Raw genomic sequence first — 19,321 nt, 5'->3', positions numbered from 1 at the left:
CAACCCTAGGCGATCCGGTCGGCGATCAGCGGGCCGCGCTCGAACGGGGTGCCCGTCGGCGCGATCCGGTAGGCGCCCTCCAGCGCCTCGAGCGCGCGCTCGAAGCGGGCGGGCTCGTCCGCTGAGAGGGTGAACAGCGGCTGGCCCTTGCGGACCGCGTCGCCGGGCTTCGCGTGCAGGTCGATGCCCGCGGCGTGCTGCACCGGGTCCTGCTTGCGGGCGCGGCCGGCGCCGAGGCGCCAGGCGGCGATGCCGAACGGCAGGGCCTGCTGCTCGACCAGGATGCCGTCCTCGTCCGCCACGACCGTGTGCGTGTCCGTCGCGACGGGCAGCGGCGCGTCGGGGTCGCCGCCCTGCGCGCGGATGACCTCGCGCCACTTGTCCATCGCGCGGCCGTCCTTGAGGGCCGCCTCGACGTCCTCGTCCGGGCGCCCGGCGAGGGTCAGCATCTCGCGCGCCAGGGCGACGGTCAGCTCGACGATGTCGGCCGGTCCCCCGCCCGCAAGCACCTCGACCGACTCGCGGACCTCGTTCGCGTTGCCGATCGTGAGGCCCAGCGGGACATTCATGTCGGTCAGCAGCGCGGAGGTCGCGACGCCCGCGTCCCGGCCCAGCTCGACCATCGTCCGGGCGAGCTCGCGGGAGCGCTCGATGTCCTTGAGGAACGCGCCGGAGCCGAACTTCACGTCTAGCACGAGCGCGCTCGTCCCCTCGGCGATCTTCTTCGACATGATCGAGGATGCGATCAGCGGGATGGCCTCGACCGTCCCCGTGATGTCGCGCAGCGCGTAGAGCTTGCCGTCCGCCGGCGCCAGGCCGGAGCCGGCGGCGCAGATGACGCCGCCCTCGTTCTGCAGCTGCGCGAACATCTCCGCGTTGCTGAGGCTCGCGCGCCAGCCCGGGATGCTCTCCAGCTTGTCCAGGGTGCCTCCGGTGTGACCGAGGCCGCGGCCGGAGAGCTGCGGGACCGCCACGCCGAAGGTCGCGACCAGCGGCATCAGCGGCAGGGTGATCTTGTCGCCCACGCCGCCGGTGGAGTGCTTGTCGGCGGTCGGCTTGCCGAGGCCGGAGAAGTCCATCCGCTCGCCGGACGCGATCATCGCGAGGGTGAGGTCCTTGATCTCACGGCGGGTCATCCCGTTGAGGAAGATCGCCATGGTCATCGCCGACATCTGCTCGTCGCCGACGTAGCCGCGCGTATACGCGTCCACCAGCCAGTCGATCTCGGCGGTGCTGAGCTCGCCGCGGTCGCGCTTGGTCCTGATCAGGTCGACGGCGTCGAACGCCTCGACCTCTCCTGCAAGGTCGGTCACGAAGGTGTTCCTGTTCAGTCGTTCTCGTGCTCGGCCGCGTAGGCGGCGAGCTGGCGCGGCCCGAACGCGTCGGGCAGCACCTGGTCGATGGTGCGGATGCCGGAGACGGTCTCCAGCAGCATTCCCTCGGCCGAGTGCTCGTACAGCAGCTGGCGGCAGCGGCCGCACGGCATGAGCGTCGCGCCGTCGCCGTCGACGCAGGTGAAGGCGACGAGGTGGCCGCCGCCGGTCATGGCGAGGGACGACACCAGGCCGCACTCGGCGCACAGCGTCACGCCGTAGCTGGCGTTCTCGACGTTGCAGCCGCTGACGATGCGTCCGTCGTCGACGAGCGCGGCCGCTCCCACCGGGAAGTTCGAGTAGGGGGCGTACGCGCGGTGCATGGCGTCGGTGGCGGCGGCGCGCAGGGCCTCCCAGTCGATGGACTCTGCGTTCGGGAGCTCGGTCATGACTTGATGTACGGCTTTCCGTCGGCGGCCGGGGCCCGCGAGAGCCCGACGAGGCCCGCGACCGCGAAGATCGTGACGACGTACGGCAGCATCAGCATGAACTCGCTCGGGACCGGCGAGCCGATGATGCCGAGCACGTTCTGCAGGTTCGACGCGAAACCGAACAGCAGGGCGGCGAGGGTCGCGCGGATCGGGTCCCAGCGTCCGAAGATCACGGCGGCGAGGGCGATGAAGCCCTGGCCGGCGGTCATCTCCTTCGAGAACGCTCCCACTGAGCCCAGCGTGAAGTACGCGCCACCGAGGCCGGCGACGGCGCCCGCGAGCGAGACGTTCCAGAACCGCGTGCTGTTGACGTTGATGCCCACGGTGTCCGCGGCCTCGGGGTGCTCGCCGACCGAGCGGAGGCGGAGGCCCCAGCGAGTCTTGAACAGTCCGAACCACACGGCGAAGACCGCGATGTACATGAGGTATTCGATGATCGTCTGGCGGAACAGCACCGGGCCGATGATCGGGATCTCGCTGAGGACCGGGATGGGCCACTCCGGCAGGCGCGGCGGGTGGTTGAGCAGCTGCGGGTTGCCGGCGAGCACCTGCGAGTACAGGAAGCTCGTGAGGCCGGTGACCAGCACGTTCAGCACCACGCCGACGATGACCTGGTCGACCAGGTACTTGATCGAGAAGGCGGCGAGCACGAACGAGACGAGCACGCCCGCGACGAGCGCGGCCAGCAGGCCGACCACCCAGCTGCCTGTGAGCGTCGCGGTCATGGCCGAGACGAAGGCGCCGGCGAGCAGCTGGCCCTCGATCGCGACGTTGACGACGCCGCCGCGCTCCGAGATCACGCCGCCGAGGGCGCCGAAGACCAGAGGCACCGAGAGGCTGATCGTACCGAGCAGCAGGCCGGTGACCGGGACGGGCAGCTCGCCCGATCCGGCCCAGGCGAGGAAGCCGAACATGAAGAGCAGGGCGAAGACGATGACGAGCCAGATCGGCGTCTTCTGCGCGCGGTACGAGTACCAGGCGCTCAGCGCCGTCAGGACGATGAGCAGGATGGTGACGATCGTCGTGGTGACGAAGGTGTCGACCGTGAGGTTCGCGATCTTCACGACGTCGGACGTCTCCGAGAACCGGAAGGTGCTCTGGCCGTGCCGGGCGAAGCCGAAGAACAGCACGAAGCTGATGACGACGAAGACCGCGAGCGCGATCGGCGCCTTCCAGGAGCGGATCTCCGCCTTCTCGAGGACGATCGGCGAGGAGTCGGGGACGACGGGGGCGGTGGTGCTCACTTGGCCTCCACCTCCTTCGTGACGATGGGACGCGGTCTCCGGGGCGTGCTCCCCGGTGTCGGGAGGCGGAAGATCGCGCGCACCAGCGGCGGGGCCGCGACGAAGAGCACGATCAGCGACTGCAGGATCAGGATGATGTCGATCGGGATGTCGTTGGCCGCCTGGATGGTGTAGCCGCCGGCCTTGAGCGCCCCGAACAGCAGACCGGCGATGAACACGCCCCACGGCCGCGACCGGCCGAGCAGCGCGACGGTGATCGCGTCGAAGCCGATGCCCGCATCCACGCCGGAGCTGATGCCCTGCGGGAACACCCCGAGAGCCTGGCTGGCGCCGGCGATGCCGACGAGGCCACCCGCGATGAGCATCGCGTACAGGTAGATGTTCTTGACGTTGATGCCCGCGACGCGTGCCGCGTTCGGGTTCTCACCGACCGCGCGGAAGCGGAAGCCGAGGCTGGAGCGGTTGATCAGCCACCACACGAAGACCGTCGCGGCGATGACCACGACGAACGCCCAGGTGAGGTTGTACTGCTCGCCGAACAGCGGCGGGAAGATCGCGTTCGCCTTCACCGGCGGCGCCTTCGGGTTGTTCGAGCCCGGCGCCTGGAGGAGTCCCTGCGTGCGCAGCATGTACGCGATCAGGTAGAACGCGATGTAGTTGAGCATGATCGTGACGATCACCTCGTGGGCGCCCGTCCGCGCCTTCAGCGCGCCGACGATGCCGGCCCAGATCGCGCCGCCGACGATGCCCGCGACGACGGCGAGCACCAGGTGGATCACGGGCGGCAGGTTGAACGAGAACCCGACCCACGCGGACGCGGCGGCCGCGATGAGGATCTGGCCCTGAGCGCCGATGTTGAACAGGCCGACGCGGAACGCCAGGGCGACGCCGAGACCGCTGACGATGAGCGGAGTGGCGAACGTCAGCGTCTCGGTCAGCGGACGGATGCCGGCCGCGAACGACGGGCGGCGGAAGTTGTAGATCGCGCCCTGGAACATCGAGACGTAGGCGTTCGAGACCGAGGTCCAGATCGCCGAGAACGTGTCGCCGGGGCGTGCGAAGAAGTACCCGGCCGCGCGCTGCACCCCGGGGTCGGTGATCGCGATGAGGATCGCGCCGACGATCAGCGCGAGCACGACGGCCAGGATCGAGATGATCACCGGACCGCCCATGATGTCGCGGATCGCCTGGTTCCAGCGCGAGTCGTCCTTGTCGCCGGCGGGCGCGGGGGCCGGCGTCTGCGGGTTCACGGGCTGGGCCGGCGCCGTGTCGGTCCCGGTCATGCTGCTGCTCCTGCCTGCTCCGGCGTCTCGCCGGCCATCATGAGGCCGAGCACGTCACGAGACGTGTCACCCGGCACGATTCCTACGATGCCGCCGCGGTACATCACGGCGATGCGGTCCGCGAGCGCGGCCACCTCGTCCAGCTCGGTCGAGACGACGATGACGGGCACGCCCGCATCCCGGGTCTCGACGATGCGCTTGTGGACGAACTCGATCGATCCGACGTCGAGGCCGCGGGTCGGCTGCGCAGCGACGAAGAGCCGCAGCTCGCGGCTCAGCTCGCGGGCGAGGACGACCTTCTGCGCGTTGCCGCCCGACAGCCGGCCGACCTTGGTGTCGATGGACTGGGTGCGCACGTCGAACTCGCGCACCTTCTCCTCGGCGAAGTCCTTGAGGTAGGAGAACTGGATGTTGCCGCCCTTGACGAACGGGTCGCCGGTCGAGCGGTCGAGCATCAGGTTCTCCTGGATGGTGAACTCGCCGACCAGGCCGTCCTCGTTGCGGTCCTCTGGCACGAAGCCGACCCCGGCGTCGAGCACCTTGCGGACGCTGTGACCCTGGATGGGCGTGCCGTCCAGCAGGATCTCGCCCTGCACGCGCGGCTGGAGGCCGATGATCGCCTCCGTCAGCTCGGTCTGCCCGTTGCCCTGCACGCCCGCGATGGCCAGGATCTCGCCCGCCCGGACCTCGAAGCTCACGTTGTTGACGACGATCTGGCCGATCTGGTCGATCACCGAGAGGTCCTTGACCACGAGCGCGGGACCGCCGGGTGTCGCCGGCTCCTTCGACACCGTCAGCGACACCGCGCGGCCGACCATCATCGACGCCAGCTCGACGTTGGTCGCGGTGGGCTCGGCCTCGCCGATCACCTTGCCGAGGCGGATGACCGTGATGCGGTCGGCGACCTCGCGCACCTCGCGCAGCTTGTGCGTGATGAAGATGATCGCGGTGCCCTGCTCCTTGAGCTGGCGCATGATCGCCATCAGCTCGTCGGTCTCCTGCGGGGTCAGGACGGCGGTCGGCTCGTCGAACACGAGCACCTTCGCGTCCTGCGACAGCGCCTTGATGATCTCGACGCGCTGCTGGACGCCGACCGGCAGGTCTTCGACGAGCGCGTCCGGGTCGACGTCGAACCCGAACCGCGCCGAGATCTCGCGCACCTTCGCGCGAGCGGCGTTGAGGTCGAGGCGGCCGCCGAACTTGGTCTGCTCGTGGCCGAGCATGACGTTCTCTGCGACCGTGAAGACAGGGATGAGCATGAAGTGCTGGTGCACCATGCCGATGCCCGCCTTCATGGCATCGCCCGGGCCGGAGAAGTGCTGGACGACGTCGTCGAGCAGGATCTCGCCCTCGTCGGCCTGGTAGAAGCCGTAGAGCACGTTCATGAGGGTGGACTTGCCTGCGCCGTTCTCGCCGAGCAGACAGTGGATCTCGCCGGGTTCTACGGTGAGGTCGATGTGGTCGTTCGCGACCAGGGCACCGAACCGTTTGGTGATGCCGCGGAGTTCGAGCTTCATTTCGGGTGGGTTTCCTTCTCTACTCGCCCGTGAGCGAAGACAGCGCGGAACGGCTGGTGGCCTCGACGCGCGTCTTCACGATACCTGCTTGCACATTTGTCAGTGTGTGCGCAGATGAGCAGCGATGACAAGAGCGGAACGCAACAGGGAGGCCAGCCGTGGCTGACCTCCCCGTCGAGCGTTCTGTCGCTGATTACTGCTTCGGCGACGAAGGCGAGGTGACCTTGATCGAGCCGTCGATGATGCCGGCCTTGATCTTGTCGAGCTCACCCTGCAGACCCGAGTCGACCTTGGACTCGAAGTCGTGGAACGGCGCGATGCCGACACCGTCGTTCTTCAGCGTGCCCACGTACGGGGTGCTGTCGAACTTGCCCTTGGCAGCCTGGGTGACGACGTCGTTGGTCGCCGGCTTCATGCCCTTCATGACCGAGGTGAGGAGCAGGTCCTTCACGGTCGGGTCGGACTCGTAGACGTCGGCGTCGACACCGATCATCGCGATCGGCTTGCCGGAGTCCTTGATCGCCTGCGCGGCCGACTGGTAGATCGGGCCGCCGACCGGCATGATGACGTCGGCGTTCTGGTCGATGATGCCCTGAGCCGTGTTCTTCGCGGTCTCGTTGGCGTCGAAGCCACCGGTGAAGGAGCCGTTCTGCTTGTCGACGTCCCAGCCGACGACCTTGACCGACTTGCCCTTCTGGTCGTTGAAGTACTTCACGCCGTCGGCGAAGCCGTCCATGAAGATGGTGACGGTCGGGATCTGCATGCCGCCGAAGGTGCCGACGATGCCGGTCTTCGAGTAGCTGGCGGCCGCGTAGCCGGCCAGGAACGCGGCCTGCGCGGTGTCGAAGATGATCGGCTTGACGTTCTTCGCCTGGATCTCGTTGTCGTCGATGATCGCGAAGTTCACGTCCGGGTTGGCCTTCGCGGCCTTCTCGGTGGCGTCCTTGAGCAGGAAGCCGACGGTGACGACGAGGTTGCAGTTCGCGTCGACCATGCTCTGGATGTTCGGGGCGAAGTCGTTCTCGCTCTTCGACTCGGCCGACTTCGGCGTGACGTTGAGCGACTTCGCGGCCTGCTGCAGACCCTCGTAGCCGAGCTGGTTGAACGAGTGGTCGTCGAATCCACCGGAGTCGGAGACCATGCAGGGCAGGAAGTCGCTCTTCGCGGCACCGGTCGAGTTGTCCGACGGAGCAGCCGAGCAGGCGGCGAGCAGCGACATGACGCCGACCGCCGCGAGGCCGAGGAGACCGGCCTTTCGGGCTGTGATTGACAAGGTTGTTCCTCCAAGATGCGTAAGCCTGTGCGGGTGCTCGCAGGCTTGTGCGGTTCACGTTACCGAATGTGACGAACCGCTCCGTTCGAAAATCCGGCTTCTTCATGCAAGCGTTACAAACGCTCACGCGATTGGCACGCGCTCATTCGAGCACGCTGTCACCCGTTCGGGGAGGGTCGGTCAGAGCCAGCCGCGCTTCTTGAAGATCCCGTACAGCAGGCCGCTCAGCCCGACCATCGCGAGCACCGCCAGCGGGTAGCCGAGGGGCCACTCCAATTCGGGCATGTGGGTGAAGTTCATCCCGTAGATGCCGGCGATCAGGGTCGGCGCGAACAGGATGGCCGCCCACGACGAGATCTTCTTGACCTCTTCGCCCTGCCGGTTGCTGGAGTGTGCCAGACGCGTCATCTCCTCGTTCTGGCGTTCGGAGACGAGCGTGGAGTTCACCGTGAGGATGTCGCGCAGCAGGTAGCGGAATCCGTCGACGCGCTCGTTCACCTGCGTGAGGTGGTCGGCGACGTCGCGCAGGCGCCTCTCCAGCTCCTGGGTCACGCCGTACTTGGCCGAGCCGCGCTCGAGCGCGAGCATCACCGCGGAGAGCGGATGCGTCGCCCGCTGGAAGTCGATCACCTCGCGCGACAGCTCGTAGATACGGCGGGAGACCAGCGCGTCCCCGCCGAACACCTGCGTCTCGATCTCGTCGATGTCGTTGGCGAGACCGGCGACGACCGGGCTGTACGCATCCACGACCGCGTCGATGATCGCGTAGAGGATGGCCTGCGGGCCGAGCGCGAGCAGTTCGGGCTCGCCCTCCATCCGCTGCCGGACGTGGGAGAGGTCGGGCGACTCGCTGTGTCGGACGGTGATGACGAAGTTCGGGCCGACGAAGAGGTGCAGCTCGCCGAAGTCGACCTCCTCGGGCACGTCCAGGTAGTTGGCCGCCTTGAGCACGACGAAGAGGACGGTGTCGTACCGCTCCAGCTTCGGGCGCTGGTGGGCGACGATCGCGTCCTCGATCGCCAGCGGGTGGAGCTCGAACTCCTCCGACAGCGACATGAGCTCCTGCTCGGTGGGCCGGTAGAGGCCGATCCACGCGACGCCGCCCGGCGTCCGGTCGAGCGCGGCGTACGTCTCGGCCAGCGTCGTCGGGGACGCGACGCGCACGCCGTTCGCGTAGATCGCGCTGTCGACCATGCTGCGGCGCCCGGGCGCCGCCTCCTGCGGCTGCTGCACGACCCGCGGAGACGGAGGCTCGACCCGGCGGGTGCGCGTCACGAAGGGCATCGGGATGCCGCGTCGATTCTGGTTGGCCATCGGTCACCTCCAGGGTGCTCCAGGAGCGGACGTCGCAAACGACGGTGGACGGCCCGGATGGGCCACCTAACTGTACGCTCGCGACCCCGTGGAAGGCTGTACGCCGCTCGCGGCGGCCGCGGCGACCGCGTCCACGATGACGTGCTCGTAGTGGCCGGTGAGTTCGCGGCACACGACATCCCAGCTGCGGCCGAGCACCGCTCGGCGGCCGGCCTCCCCCATCCGCCGCCGCAGGGCCCCGTCCTGCACGAGCATCGAGACCGCCGCGCGCAGGGCCCGATCGTCGGACGGCCGGTAGAGCAGACCGTCGACACCGTGCTCGACGAGGTCGATCGGTCCGCCGGCGCGCGGGGCGACGACGGGGAGCCCGGAAGCGTGCGCCTCCTGCACCGTCTGGCCGAAGGTCTCCTCGGAGCCGGTGTGCACGAACAGATCGAAGGCGGCGTAGGCGGCGGCGAGGTCGTCCCCGCCGAGCCGGCCCAGCCAGTGGACGTTCACCCCGCGCAGTTCGCGGGCGACCGCCTCCCGCGCGGGACCGTCTCCCACGATCGCGACCGAGACGCCACCGACGCCGCGCAGCGTCCGCAGCCGCTCCACCTGCTTCTCCGGCGCGATGCGGCCGACGTAGCCGACGACGGTCTCCCCGTCCGGGGACAGTCGCTCGCGGAGCGCGATGGCCGACGCCGTTCTCCTCTTATTGGGGTGGTACCGCTCCAGGTCGACGCCCCGACCCCAGCGACCCAGGCGGCTGACCCCCGCGGTGCGGAGGTCGTACTCGCTCGCGGCCGACGGCGCGAGCGTCAGGTCGGCGCCCTCGTGCACCCAGCGCACGTACTTCCACGCGATGGCGGACGTCATGCCGAGACCGTTGCGCCGGGCGAAGCCCGCGACGTCGGTCTGGTAGATCGCGACGGACGGCACCCCGAGCCGGTTGGCGGCGGCGATGGCCTGCGCGCCGAGGAAGAAGGGAGAGGCCGCGTGGAGGACATCCGGACCGAAACCGGACAGGATGCGCTGCACCTGCGGGCTCGGCAGGCCGACCGGGAACTGCCGGTACGCGATCGACGGCACCTGATGGATGCGGAACCCCGCGTACTCCGCCGGCGCCCCCGCGTCCGGGCAGATCACGATCGCCTCGTGGCCCTCGGCAGCGAGGTGGTCCAGCACCCGCAGCACGCTCGTCGTGACCCCGTTGACCGTGGGGAGGAAGCTCTCGCTGACGACCGCGACCCGCATGACTCGACGCTAGGAGCGGCCGGTGTCGCGGCCGTGAACGGCCGGTGTCCGGAACCGCTCGGTATTCTTTCGGCATGACGCCGCGCAGGATCACCCAGGGCCCGCCTATCGAGCGCTTCTACAGCGTGATCCCCGCGGGAGGCATCGGGTCGCGGCTGTGGCCGCTGTCGCGGGCGGACGCCCCGAAGTTCCTCCACGACCTCACCGGCTCCGGCCAGACGCTGCTGCGCGACACCTGGGACCGCCTAGTCCCGCTGTCCGGCGAGCAGCGGATCATGGTGGTCACCGGCCGCGCGCACCGTGCCGCGGTCGAGCAGCAGCTGCCCGCGCTGGCCGACCCGAACGTCGTCCTCGAGTCCGAGCCGCGGGACTCCACGGCCGCGATCGGCCTGGCCGCGGCCATCCTGGAGCGGCGGGAGCCCGGCGTGATCATCGGCTCCTTCGCCGCCGACCATGTCATCCACAACCTGCCTCTCTTCCAGGCGGCGGTCCGGGAGGCCGTCGCGGCGGCGGAGGCGGGCTACATCACGACGGTCGGCATCCGCCCGACCGAGCCCGCGGTCGGGTTCGGCTACATCCACTACGGCGACCGGCTCGAGGTCGAGGGCGCCCCGAGCGCACTGACCGTGGGCTCGTTCAAGGAGAAGCCGGACCTCGAGACCGCAGAGCGCTACCTCGAGAGCGGCGACTATCTCTGGAACGCGAGCATGTTCATCGCCCGCGCCGACCGCCTGCTCGAGGAGATCGGCCGCAACAAGCCGCGCCTCCTCGAGGGGCTGCTCGAACTCGCAGAGGCCTGGGACGACCCGGCGACCCGCGGCCCGGCCGTCGACCGGATCTGGCCGGAGCTCGAGAAGATCGCGATCGACTACACCGTCGCGGAGCCCGCCGCGGCGGCCGGTCGCCTGGCGGTCATCCCCGGCTACTTCGACTGGGACGACGTGGGCGACTTCGCCTCGCTCGCCAAGCTGAACTCGGGCGGACGCAAGTCGGACCTCGCCATCCTCGGCGAGAACGCCCGGGTGCTCGCGGACGCGTCCAGCGGCATCGTCGTCAGCCAGAGCAAGCGGGTCATCAGTCTCATCGGCGTGAAGGACATCGTCGTGGTGGACACCCCGGATGCGCTGCTGGTCACCACGAGCGAGAACGCGCAGCGGGTGAAGTCGGTGGTGGACGCGCTGAAGATCACCGGGTCGACGGACGTCCTCTAGCCGGGGGCGTCAGTCGACGACCGACGGCCCGTTCTGGATGTCCTGGACGTGCCGCGAGATCTCCTCGTCCGGGACCTGGAGCCCCGCCTCGTCGAAACGCTGGCGCAGCAGGCGCTCGGCGTCCTCCTGGGGTCGCAGCTGCGCGTCGGCGCGCACCTGCTCCACGATGCCCGCGACCTTCGACTCGTCGGTCGCATCGGTGCTGCCGTGCATGATCGGTTCGTCCTGCGTCATGCCGTGGACGGTACGCCGCGGGCGGGACTCCGTCGAGAGCGGGTTATCTCGACATCGAGATAACTGAGGGCACCCTAAGAGGCGACCGGGACGGTCGCGGCATAGACTTGCCGTGCGCTCGATGCGCCCATGAAGCGATCCGCAACCAGGGAGGGTTGTCCCGTGTCCACTCAGACGACAGGGACGCTGCAGCCGGCCAAGACCCGGCCCGGCGGCACTCTGTACCGAGGCCGCGAGGGGATGTGGTCGTGGGTCCTCCACCGCATCACCGGCGTCGCCATCTTCTTCTTCCTTCTGGTCCACATCCTGGACACGTCGCTCATCCGCGTGAGCCCCGAGGCCTACAACGCGGTGATCGGCACCTACAAGAACCCGATCATGGGGCTCGGCGAGATCGCCCTCGTCGCGGCCATCGTGTTCCACGCCTTCAACGGCCTGCGCATCATCCTGATCGACTTCTGGAGCAAGGGCGTCAAGTACCAGAAGGCCATGTTCTGGATCGTTATCGCCCTCTGGGTCATCCTCATGGCCGGCTTCGTGCCCGTGCAGCTCGTGCACATCTTCTCGGAGGTGAACTGACGTGACGACCATCGAAGCGCCGCGCACCCCCGCCGCCCGCACCTCCCGGGGCAAGAACTGGGAGAAGTGGGGCTGGATCTACATGCGGTTCTCCGGGCTGCTGCTCGTGATCCTCATCTTCGGCCACCTGCTCATCAACCTCGTCCTCGGCGACGGCGTCAAGCAGATCGACTTCGCGTTCGTGGCGGGCAAGTACGCCACCCCGTTCTGGCAGGTCTGGGACCTCCTGATGCTGTGGCTCGCACTGATCCACGGCGGCAACGGGATGCGCACCCTCGTCAACGACTACGCCTACAACCGGATCGTCAACCGCGTGCTGAAGTGGGCCATCCTCGCCGCGGTCGTCGTGCTGCTGGTGCTGGGCACGCTCGTGATCTTCACGTTCGACCCCTGCCCCGCGGGCGCTGCGGCGTCCGACCTGCCGTCCTTCTGCCCGGCACGCTGATCCTTCGACAACGGAAGACCTGTGACAACGGAAGCTACTGAATCGACCGTCATCGACGGCGTCCACTACCACGAGTTCGACATCGTCATCGTCGGCGCCGGCGGCGCCGGGATGCGCGCGGCGATCGAAGCGGGCCCGCACGCCCGCACGGCCGTGATCTCGAAGCTCTACCCCACCCGCTCCCACACGGGCGCGGCGCAGGGCGGCATGGCCGCGGCGCTCGCCAACGTCGAAGAGGACAGCTGGGAGTGGCACACGTTCGACACCGTCAAGGGCGGCGACTACCTCGTCGACCAGGACGCGGCCGAGATCCTGGCCAAGGAGGCCATCGACGCGGTCATCGACCTCGAGAACATGGGCCTGCCGTTCAACCGCACGCCCGAGGGCAAGATCGACCAGCGCCGCTTCGGCGGTCACACCCGCGACCACGGAAAGGCGCCGGTGCGCCGGGCCTGCTACGCGGCCGACCGCACCGGCCACATGATCCTGCAGACGCTGTTCCAGAACTGCGTCAAGCTCGGCATCAACTTCTTCAACGAGTTCTATGTGCTCGACGTGATCATGAACGAGGTGGACGGGGTCCCCCAGCCCGCCGGCGTCGTCGCGTACGAGCTGTCCACCGGCGAGCTGCACGTCTTCCACTCGAAGGCGATCATCTTCGCGACCGGCGGCTTCGGCAAGATCTTCAAGACCACCTCCAACGCGCACACCCTCACGGGCGACGGCGTCGGCATCATCTGGCGCAAGGGCCTGCCGCTGGAGGACATGGAGTTCTTCCAGTTCCACCCCACCGGTCTGGCCGGCCTCGGCATCCTCCTCACCGAGGGCGCACGCGGTGAGGGCGCGATCCTCCGCAACGCGTCCGGCGAGCGGTTCATGGAGCGCTACGCCCCCACGATCAAGGACCTCGCACCCCGCGACATCGTCGCCCGCTGCATGGTCCAGGAGGTCGCGGAGGGACGCGGCGCCGGCCCGCACAAGGACTACGTGCTCCTCGACTGCACCCACCTGGGCGCCGAGGTGCTGGAGACCAAGCTGCCGGACATCACCGAGTTCGCCCGCACCTACCTGGGTGTCGACCCGGTCGTCGAGCCCGTCCCGGTCATGCCGACCGCGCACTACGCGATGGGCGGCATCCCGACCAACACGGCCGCCGAGGTGCTGCGCGACAACACCACCGTCGTCCCCGGCCTCTACGCCGCCGGCGAGTGCGCGTGCGTCTCGGTGCACGGCTCCAACCGCCTCGGCACCAACTCGCTGCTCGACATCAACGTGTTCGGCAAGCGCGCGGGCAACAACGCCGTCGAGTACGTCAAGACCGCGGAGTTCGTCCCGCTGCCCGAGAACCCGGCCGCCGGCGTCCGCGGCATGATCGACGAGCTGCGCGGCTCCACCGGCACCGAGCGCATCGCGGCGATCCGCAAGGAGCTGCAGGACGAGATGGACCGGAACGCGCAGGTGTTCCGCACCGACGAGTCCCTGGCGCAGGTCACCGAGACCATCCACCAGCTGCGCGACCGCTACCGCAACGTGCAGGTGCAGGACAAGGGCAAGCGCTACAACACGGACCTGCTGGAGGCCGTCGAGCTCGGCTTCCTGCTCGACCTCGCCGAGGTCGTCGTCTACTCCGCGCGCAACCGCAAGGAGTCCCGCGGCGGCCACATGCGCGACGACTTCCCGAAGCGCGACGACGAGAACTACATGAAGCACACCATGGCCTACCTCACCGGCGACCCGCACTCGTCGGACGCGGCAGACCACATCACGCTCGACTGGAAGCCCGTCGTCGTGACCCGCTACCAGCCGATGGAGAGGAAGTACTGATGTCGAACGCCGTGCTCGAGACTCCCCCGGCCCCCGAGGCGCCGGTCGAGTCGTTCACCGTGACCCTGATCATCCGCCGCTTCGACCCGGATGTGGACTCGGAGCCGCGCTGGCAGGACTTCGACGTCGAGCTCTACCCGACCGACCGCATCCTGGACGCGCTGCACAAGATCAAGTGGGAGCAGGACGGCTCGCTGACCTTCCGCCGCTCGTGCGCCCACGGCATCTGCGGCTCGGACGCGATGCGCATCAACGGCCGCAACCGCCTCGCCTGCAAGACGCTGATCAAGGACCTCGACATCTCGAAGCCGATCTACGTCGAGGCGATCAAGGGCCTGCCGCTCGAGAAGGACCTCATCGTCGACATGGAGCCCTTCTTCGAGTCGTACCGCGAGGTGCAGCCCTTCCTCGTCGCCAACTCCAAGCCCGAGAAGGGCAAGGAGCGCGTCCAGTCGGTGGCCGACCGCGCTCGCTTCGACGACACCACCAAGTGCATCCTCTGCGCCGCGTGCACGTCGTCCTGCCCGGTGTTCTGGACCGACGGCCAGTACTTCGGCCCGGCGGCGATCGTCAACGCGCACCGGTTCATCTTCGACTCGCGCGACGACAACTCGCAGGTGCGCCTGGACATCCTCAACGACAAGGAGGGCGTGTGGCGCTGCCGCACGACCTTCAACTGCACCGACGCGTGCCCGCGCGGCATCCAGGTGACGCAGGCGATCGCCGAGGTCAAGCAGGCGATCATGCGCGGACGCCGCTGAGCGGATCCGCCGATCGACCCCGAGCCCGGGCGCACTGAGCGCCCGGGCTCGCGTCGTATCCGCGCGCGTGTCGCGTCGCTATCCTGACGGCGTGGCCAAGAAGTCCAGACCCGCCCCGGTGGTGCCCGACCCCGAGCTCCAACGCGCCGAAGGGGATGTGCCTCCCGAGCACACGCTGAAGGAGCGACTGATCGAGCGGGCCGACCCGCTGCGGAAGCGGCTGCAGAAGCCGGTGGCCCGCGTCTCCGGCTGGGCGAAGTGGGTCGAGCGCCTGCGGCCGTACCGCGTCTACATCAACTACTCGCACTCGGACGGCAACCTCCGCGCCGCAGGGATGGGCTACCAGTCGCTGTTCGCCGTCTTCGCTGCGGTCTGGCTGGGTTTCTCGGTCTTCAGCGTCTGGCTGGGCAGCGACGAGCGGCTGTTCGAGGCGATGGTCGCGCTCGTGAACCGCGCCGTGCCCGGTCTCATCTCGAGCGGATCCCAGGAGGGGATCATCTCGCAGGACCAGCTGGAGGCCGCGACGTCCTTCGGCTGGTCGGGCGTCATCGCCGCCGTCGGCCTGATCTGGACCGCCATCGGCTGGCTGTACTACACGCGGCAGGCGGTCCGGGCCGTGTTCGGCCTCTCGCGGGACACGACGAACTACGTGCTGCAGAAGATCCGCGACTTCGGCCTGGCCCTGGTCTTCGGTGTCCTGTTCGTGCTGTCGGCGCTGCTCAGCATCCTGAGCACGCAGGCGCTCACCCTGCTGCTCGACTGGGCGGGCCTCAGCACGGACTCGTTCTGGACGAACGCCGCCTACCGGTTCTCGGGGTTGCTCGTCTCAGTGGCACTGAACGTGGTCACGCTGGGCGCGATGTTCCGGGTGATGTCGCGCGTGTTCATCCCCTGGCGGAACCTCGGCTTCGGGGCGTTCCTCGGCGCGGCGTTGCTGGCGGGGCTCAGCGCGCTGGGCGGCTGGCTGCTGGGTTACACGTCGAACAACCCGCTGCTCGCGACCTTCACCGTCTTCATCGGCCTCCTGCTCTGGTTCAACCTGATCTCGAAGATCATCCTGTTGTCCGCCTCCTGGATCGCGGTCGGGATGTTCGACAGCGGCCTGTCGCCGCGGCTGATGACCGCAGAGCAGCGCGAGGCGGAGCAGGCGGCGGCCGAGCATGAGGCCCGCGTCCTCGTCGCGAAGGCCGAGCTGACGGATGCGCGGGACGAGTTGTCGCACGCGCGCTGGTTCGCGCGGTTCCCCGCGCAGCGGCGTGTCGAGAAGGCGGAGGCGCGTCTCAACGACCTGCTCGACGCCGCCCCGGCGGCCGAGACCGCTGTCGGCGCCCGCCGGTAGGCTGGGGGCATGCCCTCGAACCGCCTGCGCATCGCGACGATCAACGCCAACGGCATCCGCGCCGCCTTCCGCAAGGGCATGGGGTCCTGGCTCGACGGGCGCGACGTCGACATCCTGGCGATCCAGGAGGTGCGCGCCTCCACGGAGGACGTGCAGGGGCTGCTCGGAGACGAGTGGGACATCGTCCACGACCCGGCGACGGCGAAGGGCCGTGCGGGGGTCGCGATCGCGAGCCGCCACCGCGCGGCCATCCACCGCGTGGAGCTGGGCCCGACCGATTTCGACAGCGCGGGCCGGTGGCTCGAGGCCGACTACGAGGTCGACGGGACCGTCGTCACGGTGGTGAGCGCGTACGTCCACTCGGGCGAGGCCGGCACCGACAAGCAGGTCGAGAAGTACCGCTTCCTCGACGCGATGGAGGCGCGACTGCCCGCGCTGCAGAAGCACAACGAGCTGGCCGTGGTGATGGGCGACCTCAACGTCGGGCACCGCACGCTCGACATCCGCAACTGGAAGGGCAACGTCAAGCGCGCCGGCTTCCTGCCGGAGGAGCGCGCGTACTTCGACCGCATCCTGGGAGCGGAGGGAGACGAGGCGTACAACGCCGGCGCCGGGCTCGGCTGGGTGGATGTCGTCCGCCGTCACGCGGGAGAGGTCGAGGGGCCTTACACGTGGTGGTCGTGGCGCGGCAAGGCGTTCGACAACGACTCGGGCTGGCGGATCGACTACCAGCTCGCCACCCCGGCGCTGGCCGCCCGGGTGCAGGACGTCGCGGTGGACCGCGCGGCCGCATACGACGAGCGATGGTCCGACCACACGCCTGTGGTCGTCGACTACGCGCTCTGACGCGTCGAGCAGCGCCGGCCCTCCGCTTCCACCTCCTCACGACTTCGAAAGCAGAACCATGAATCCTCGTCCCCGCCTCTACTCGGGCATGCAGCCCTCGGCCGACTCCCTGCACCTCGGCAACTACATCGGCGCGCTCCTGCAGTGGAAGGAGCTGCAGGGCACCCACGACGCCTTCTTCTCCGTCGTCGACCTGCACGCCATCACCGTCCAGCAGGACCCGGCCGAGCTCCGCGAGAAGACTCGCCGCACGGCCGCGCAGTACATCGCCGCGGGAATCGACCCGTCGGCGTCCACCCTGTACGTCCAGTCGCACGTGCCCGCGCACGCCCAGCTCGCCTGGGTGCTCAACACCATCACCGGCTTCGGCGAGGCGTCGCGCATGACGCAGTTCAAGGACAAGTCGGCCAAGCAGGGGGCCGATGCCACCTCGGTCGGCCTGTTCGCCTATCCGGTGCTCATGGCCGCCGACATCCTGCTGTACGACACCGAGATCGTGCCGGTCGGAGACGATCAGCGGCAGCACGTCGAGCTGACCCGCGACCTGGCCGAGCGGTTCAACAGCCGCTTCGGCCAGACGTTCGTCGTGCCGCAGGCGATGATCCTCAAGGACAGCGCCCGCATCTACGACCTGCAGAACCCCACCTCGAAGATGTCGAAGTCGGCGGAGTCGGGCGCCGGCATCATCTGGATGCTCGACGAGCCCGACGTGACCCGCAAGAAGATCATGCGCGCCGTCACCGACACGGACGGCGTCGTGGCGTTCGACCGCGAGGGCAAGCCCGGCATCTCGAACCTGCTGAGCATTTACTCGGCGCTGACGGGCCGCTCCATCGAGTCCGTCGAGCTGGAGTACGAGGGCAAAGGCTACGGCGACTTCAAGAAGGGCCTCGTGGAGGTCGTGGTCGAGGAGTTCGCACCGGTCCGTCAGCGCGCCCTCGACCTGCTCGCCGACCCCGCCGAGCTCGACCGCATCCTCGCGGTGAACGCCGACCGAGCGAGCGAGGTGGCCGAGGCCACCCTGGCGAAGGCCTACGAGCGCGTCGGGTTCCTGCGGCGGGCTCGCTGATGCCGAAGCCGGTCGTGCTGTCCGGCGAGCGGATGGTGCTGTCGACGCCGGTCGAGGCCGACATCGACCGTATCGCCGAGCTGTGCGCCGATCCGGCCATCGCCCGGTGGACCACCGTGCCTGCGCCGTACCGGCGTCAGCACGCGGTCGGCTTCGTCACCAGCGTCGTCCCCGACGGCTGGGCGAGCGGCCGGGTGTGCACCTGGGCGATCCGGACGGGCGGGGTGCTGGTCGGCATGGTCAGCATCGGCGACATCCACCAGCATCGCGGTGAGATCGGGTTCTGGCTGGCGCCGGAGGCCCGCGGCCTCGGCGTCATGTCGGAGGCCGTCCGGGTCGTCATCGACTACGGCTTCGCCGCGGACGGGCTGGGACTGCGCCGGATGGTGTGGCGCGCGCTCGCGGGCAACGCCGCCAGCGCCGCGGTGGCCCGGCGCGCCGGGTTCCACTGGGACGGCGTGATGCCCGGCGGTGCGGAGCAGCGCGGGCAGCGCTTCGACGAGTGGCGCGCGACTCTCCTGCCGGACGACCCCCGTGCGCCCGCGGGCGACTGGCCCGACGTCACGTACGTGCAGGCGGCGCTGTGATCCGCGTCGTCCTGTTCGACCTCGACGACACCCTGTTCGCGCACCGCGCCGCGGTGGAGTCCGGCATCTTGGCGTACGCGGCCGCGCTCGGCGCCCCCTACGGCGCGCTGGAGGCCGATGAGGTGGTGACGATCTGGCACGACCTCGAGGAGGAGCACTATCACTCCTATCTCGCGGGCGACCTCGATTTCGAGGGCCAGCGGCAGGCGCGCGCCCGCGACTTCGCCGCGCGCCACGGCGTCACGCTGAGCGACGAGGAGGCGAGCGCCTGGTTCGCCGACTACTTCGAGCACTACGTCGCCGCCTGGTCCCTGCACGACGACGCCCTCCCCGCCCTGGATGCGCTCGAGCGGCGCCTCCCCGGCGTGCGCTTCGGCCTGATCACCAACGGCGACCTCGCGTTCCAGCGACGCAAGGTCGAGGCGGTCGGGCTGGATGCGCGGGTCGATCACCTCATCGCCTCGGGCGAGGTCGGCATCCCGAAGCCCGACGCGGGCATCTTCCGCGTGGCCTGCGACGCCTTCGGCGTGGAGCCCGCGGAGGCCGCGTACGTCGGCGACCGCCTCCGCACCGACGCCATCGGCGCGGCCCGAGCGGGCCTGATCGGGGTGTGGATCAACCGGCGCGACGCCGTCCCCTCCCCCGACGACGAACGGGACGCGGTGGACGCCGGCGTGCGCATCATCCGCTCGCTCGACGAGCTGCCCCCGCTGCTGGCGTGACGACGAAGCGCCGCCCGGCAGGAGCCGGACGGC

19 protein-coding genes are annotated in these 19,321 nt (G+C 69.1%); 10 read left to right on the top strand and 9 right to left on the bottom strand.

Annotation, left to right across the window (positions count from 1 at the left end; translation table 11 throughout):
• Positions 1 to 5: 5 nt before the first annotated feature.
• The 8 genes from AB0P25_RS12085 to AB0P25_RS12050 all read right to left on the bottom strand — a co-directional run bounded on the left by AB0P25_RS12085 (position 6) and on the right by AB0P25_RS12050 (position 9,671).
• Complete coding sequence (locus AB0P25_RS12085; RefSeq protein ID WP_363807605.1) at positions 6 to 1,313, bottom strand: thymidine phosphorylase; 1,308 nt, start codon at positions 1,311 to 1,313, stop codon at positions 6 to 8.
• A 14-nt stretch (positions 1,314 to 1,327) separates the two neighbouring features.
• Positions 1,328 to 1,762 (bottom strand): cytidine deaminase, encoded by a 435-nt coding sequence (locus AB0P25_RS12080; RefSeq protein ID WP_363807604.1) that lies wholly within the window; start codon positions 1,760 to 1,762, stop codon positions 1,328 to 1,330.
• Entirely contained in the window at positions 1,759 to 3,048 is a 1,290-nt protein-coding gene (locus tag AB0P25_RS12075; RefSeq protein ID WP_363807601.1) for an ABC transporter permease, read from the bottom strand. Before AB0P25_RS12075 ends, AB0P25_RS12080 begins: the two co-directional genes overlap by 4 nt.
• Complete coding sequence (locus tag AB0P25_RS12070) at positions 3,045 to 4,331, bottom strand: ABC transporter permease (protein WP_363807600.1); 1,287 nt, start codon at positions 4,329 to 4,331, stop codon at positions 3,045 to 3,047. Before AB0P25_RS12070 ends, AB0P25_RS12075 begins: the two co-directional genes overlap by 4 nt.
• Positions 4,328 to 5,848 carry an ABC transporter ATP-binding protein gene (locus tag AB0P25_RS12065; protein ID WP_363807599.1) on the bottom strand — a complete coding sequence of 507 codons (1,521 nt, stop codon included), beginning with the start codon at positions 5,846 to 5,848 and terminating at the stop codon, positions 4,328 to 4,330. Before AB0P25_RS12065 ends, AB0P25_RS12070 begins: the two co-directional genes overlap by 4 nt.
• Positions 5,849 to 6,041: 193 nt before the next feature.
• Entirely contained in the window at positions 6,042 to 7,121 is a 1,080-nt protein-coding gene (locus AB0P25_RS12060; protein ID WP_363807597.1) for a BMP family ABC transporter substrate-binding protein, read from the bottom strand.
• Between the two features lie 180 nt (positions 7,122 to 7,301).
• The gene (locus AB0P25_RS12055) at positions 7,302 to 8,435 is read right to left on the bottom strand and encodes a magnesium and cobalt transport protein CorA (protein WP_363807596.1); all 1,134 of its coding nucleotides are present in this window, start codon (positions 8,433 to 8,435) and stop codon (positions 7,302 to 7,304) included.
• Between the two features lie 66 nt (positions 8,436 to 8,501).
• Entirely contained in the window at positions 8,502 to 9,671 is a 1,170-nt protein-coding gene (locus tag AB0P25_RS12050; protein WP_363807594.1) for a glycosyltransferase family 1 protein, read from the bottom strand.
• A 74-nt stretch (positions 9,672 to 9,745) separates the two neighbouring features.
• On the opposite strand from AB0P25_RS12050, the gene AB0P25_RS12045 reads away from it, so the two are divergent.
• A complete protein-coding gene (locus tag AB0P25_RS12045) occupies positions 9,746 to 10,882 on the top strand; it encodes a sugar phosphate nucleotidyltransferase (RefSeq protein WP_363807592.1) in 1,137 nt (378 codons plus the stop codon).
• Positions 10,883 to 10,891: 9 nt separating this feature from the next.
• Here AB0P25_RS12045 and AB0P25_RS12040 read toward each other — a convergent pair whose 3' ends face one another.
• Positions 10,892 to 11,116, bottom strand: coding sequence for a hypothetical protein (locus AB0P25_RS12040; protein ID WP_363807591.1), 225 nt, complete (start codon positions 11,114 to 11,116; stop codon positions 10,892 to 10,894).
• A gap of 162 nt (positions 11,117 to 11,278) precedes the next feature.
• Between AB0P25_RS12040 and sdhC the strand changes: the two genes are divergently transcribed.
• The 9 genes from sdhC to AB0P25_RS11995 all read left to right on the top strand — a co-directional run bounded on the left by sdhC (position 11,279) and on the right by AB0P25_RS11995 (position 19,288).
• Positions 11,279 to 11,695, top strand: coding sequence for a succinate dehydrogenase, cytochrome b556 subunit (gene sdhC / locus AB0P25_RS12035; protein WP_363807590.1), 417 nt, complete (start codon positions 11,279 to 11,281; stop codon positions 11,693 to 11,695).
• A gap of 1 nt (position 11,696) precedes the next feature.
• Entirely contained in the window at positions 11,697 to 12,140 is a 444-nt protein-coding gene (locus AB0P25_RS12030; protein ID WP_363807589.1) for a succinate dehydrogenase hydrophobic membrane anchor subunit, read from the top strand.
• Between the two features lie 21 nt (positions 12,141 to 12,161).
• Positions 12,162 to 13,964, top strand: a complete 1,803-nt coding sequence (gene sdhA, locus AB0P25_RS12025; protein WP_363807587.1) for a succinate dehydrogenase flavoprotein subunit — start codon at positions 12,162 to 12,164, stop codon at positions 13,962 to 13,964.
• Positions 13,964 to 14,725, top strand: coding sequence for a succinate dehydrogenase iron-sulfur subunit (locus AB0P25_RS12020; protein WP_363807584.1), 762 nt, complete (start codon positions 13,964 to 13,966; stop codon positions 14,723 to 14,725). Before sdhA ends, AB0P25_RS12020 begins: the two co-directional genes overlap by 1 nt.
• A gap of 91 nt (positions 14,726 to 14,816) precedes the next feature.
• Complete coding sequence (locus AB0P25_RS12015; RefSeq protein WP_363807583.1) at positions 14,817 to 16,064, top strand: YihY/virulence factor BrkB family protein; 1,248 nt, start codon at positions 14,817 to 14,819, stop codon at positions 16,062 to 16,064.
• A gap of 9 nt (positions 16,065 to 16,073) precedes the next feature.
• On the top strand, positions 16,074 to 16,910 hold the full coding sequence (locus tag AB0P25_RS12010; protein WP_363807582.1) for an exodeoxyribonuclease III: 837 nt from the start codon (positions 16,074 to 16,076) through the stop codon (positions 16,908 to 16,910).
• 58 nt (positions 16,911 to 16,968) lie between these two features.
• Entirely contained in the window at positions 16,969 to 17,979 is a 1,011-nt protein-coding gene (gene trpS / locus AB0P25_RS12005) for a tryptophan--tRNA ligase (protein ID WP_363807581.1), read from the top strand.
• Complete coding sequence (locus AB0P25_RS12000) at positions 17,979 to 18,566, top strand: GNAT family N-acetyltransferase (RefSeq protein WP_363807580.1); 588 nt, start codon at positions 17,979 to 17,981, stop codon at positions 18,564 to 18,566. The genes trpS and AB0P25_RS12000 overlap by 1 nt, the downstream gene beginning before the upstream one ends.
• Positions 18,563 to 19,288, top strand: coding sequence for an HAD family hydrolase (locus AB0P25_RS11995; protein WP_363807578.1), 726 nt, complete (start codon positions 18,563 to 18,565; stop codon positions 19,286 to 19,288). The genes AB0P25_RS12000 and AB0P25_RS11995 overlap by 4 nt, the downstream gene beginning before the upstream one ends.
• Positions 19,289 to 19,321 lie beyond the last annotated feature (33 nt).

It is taken from the genome of Leifsonia sp. NPDC077715 (assembly GCF_040686855.1).
GTDB lineage: Bacteria > Actinomycetota > Actinomycetes > Actinomycetales > Microbacteriaceae > Leifsonia.
The sequence above is the reverse complement of the archived record's forward strand: the minus strand, read 5'-3'. Positions and strand labels throughout refer to the sequence as shown.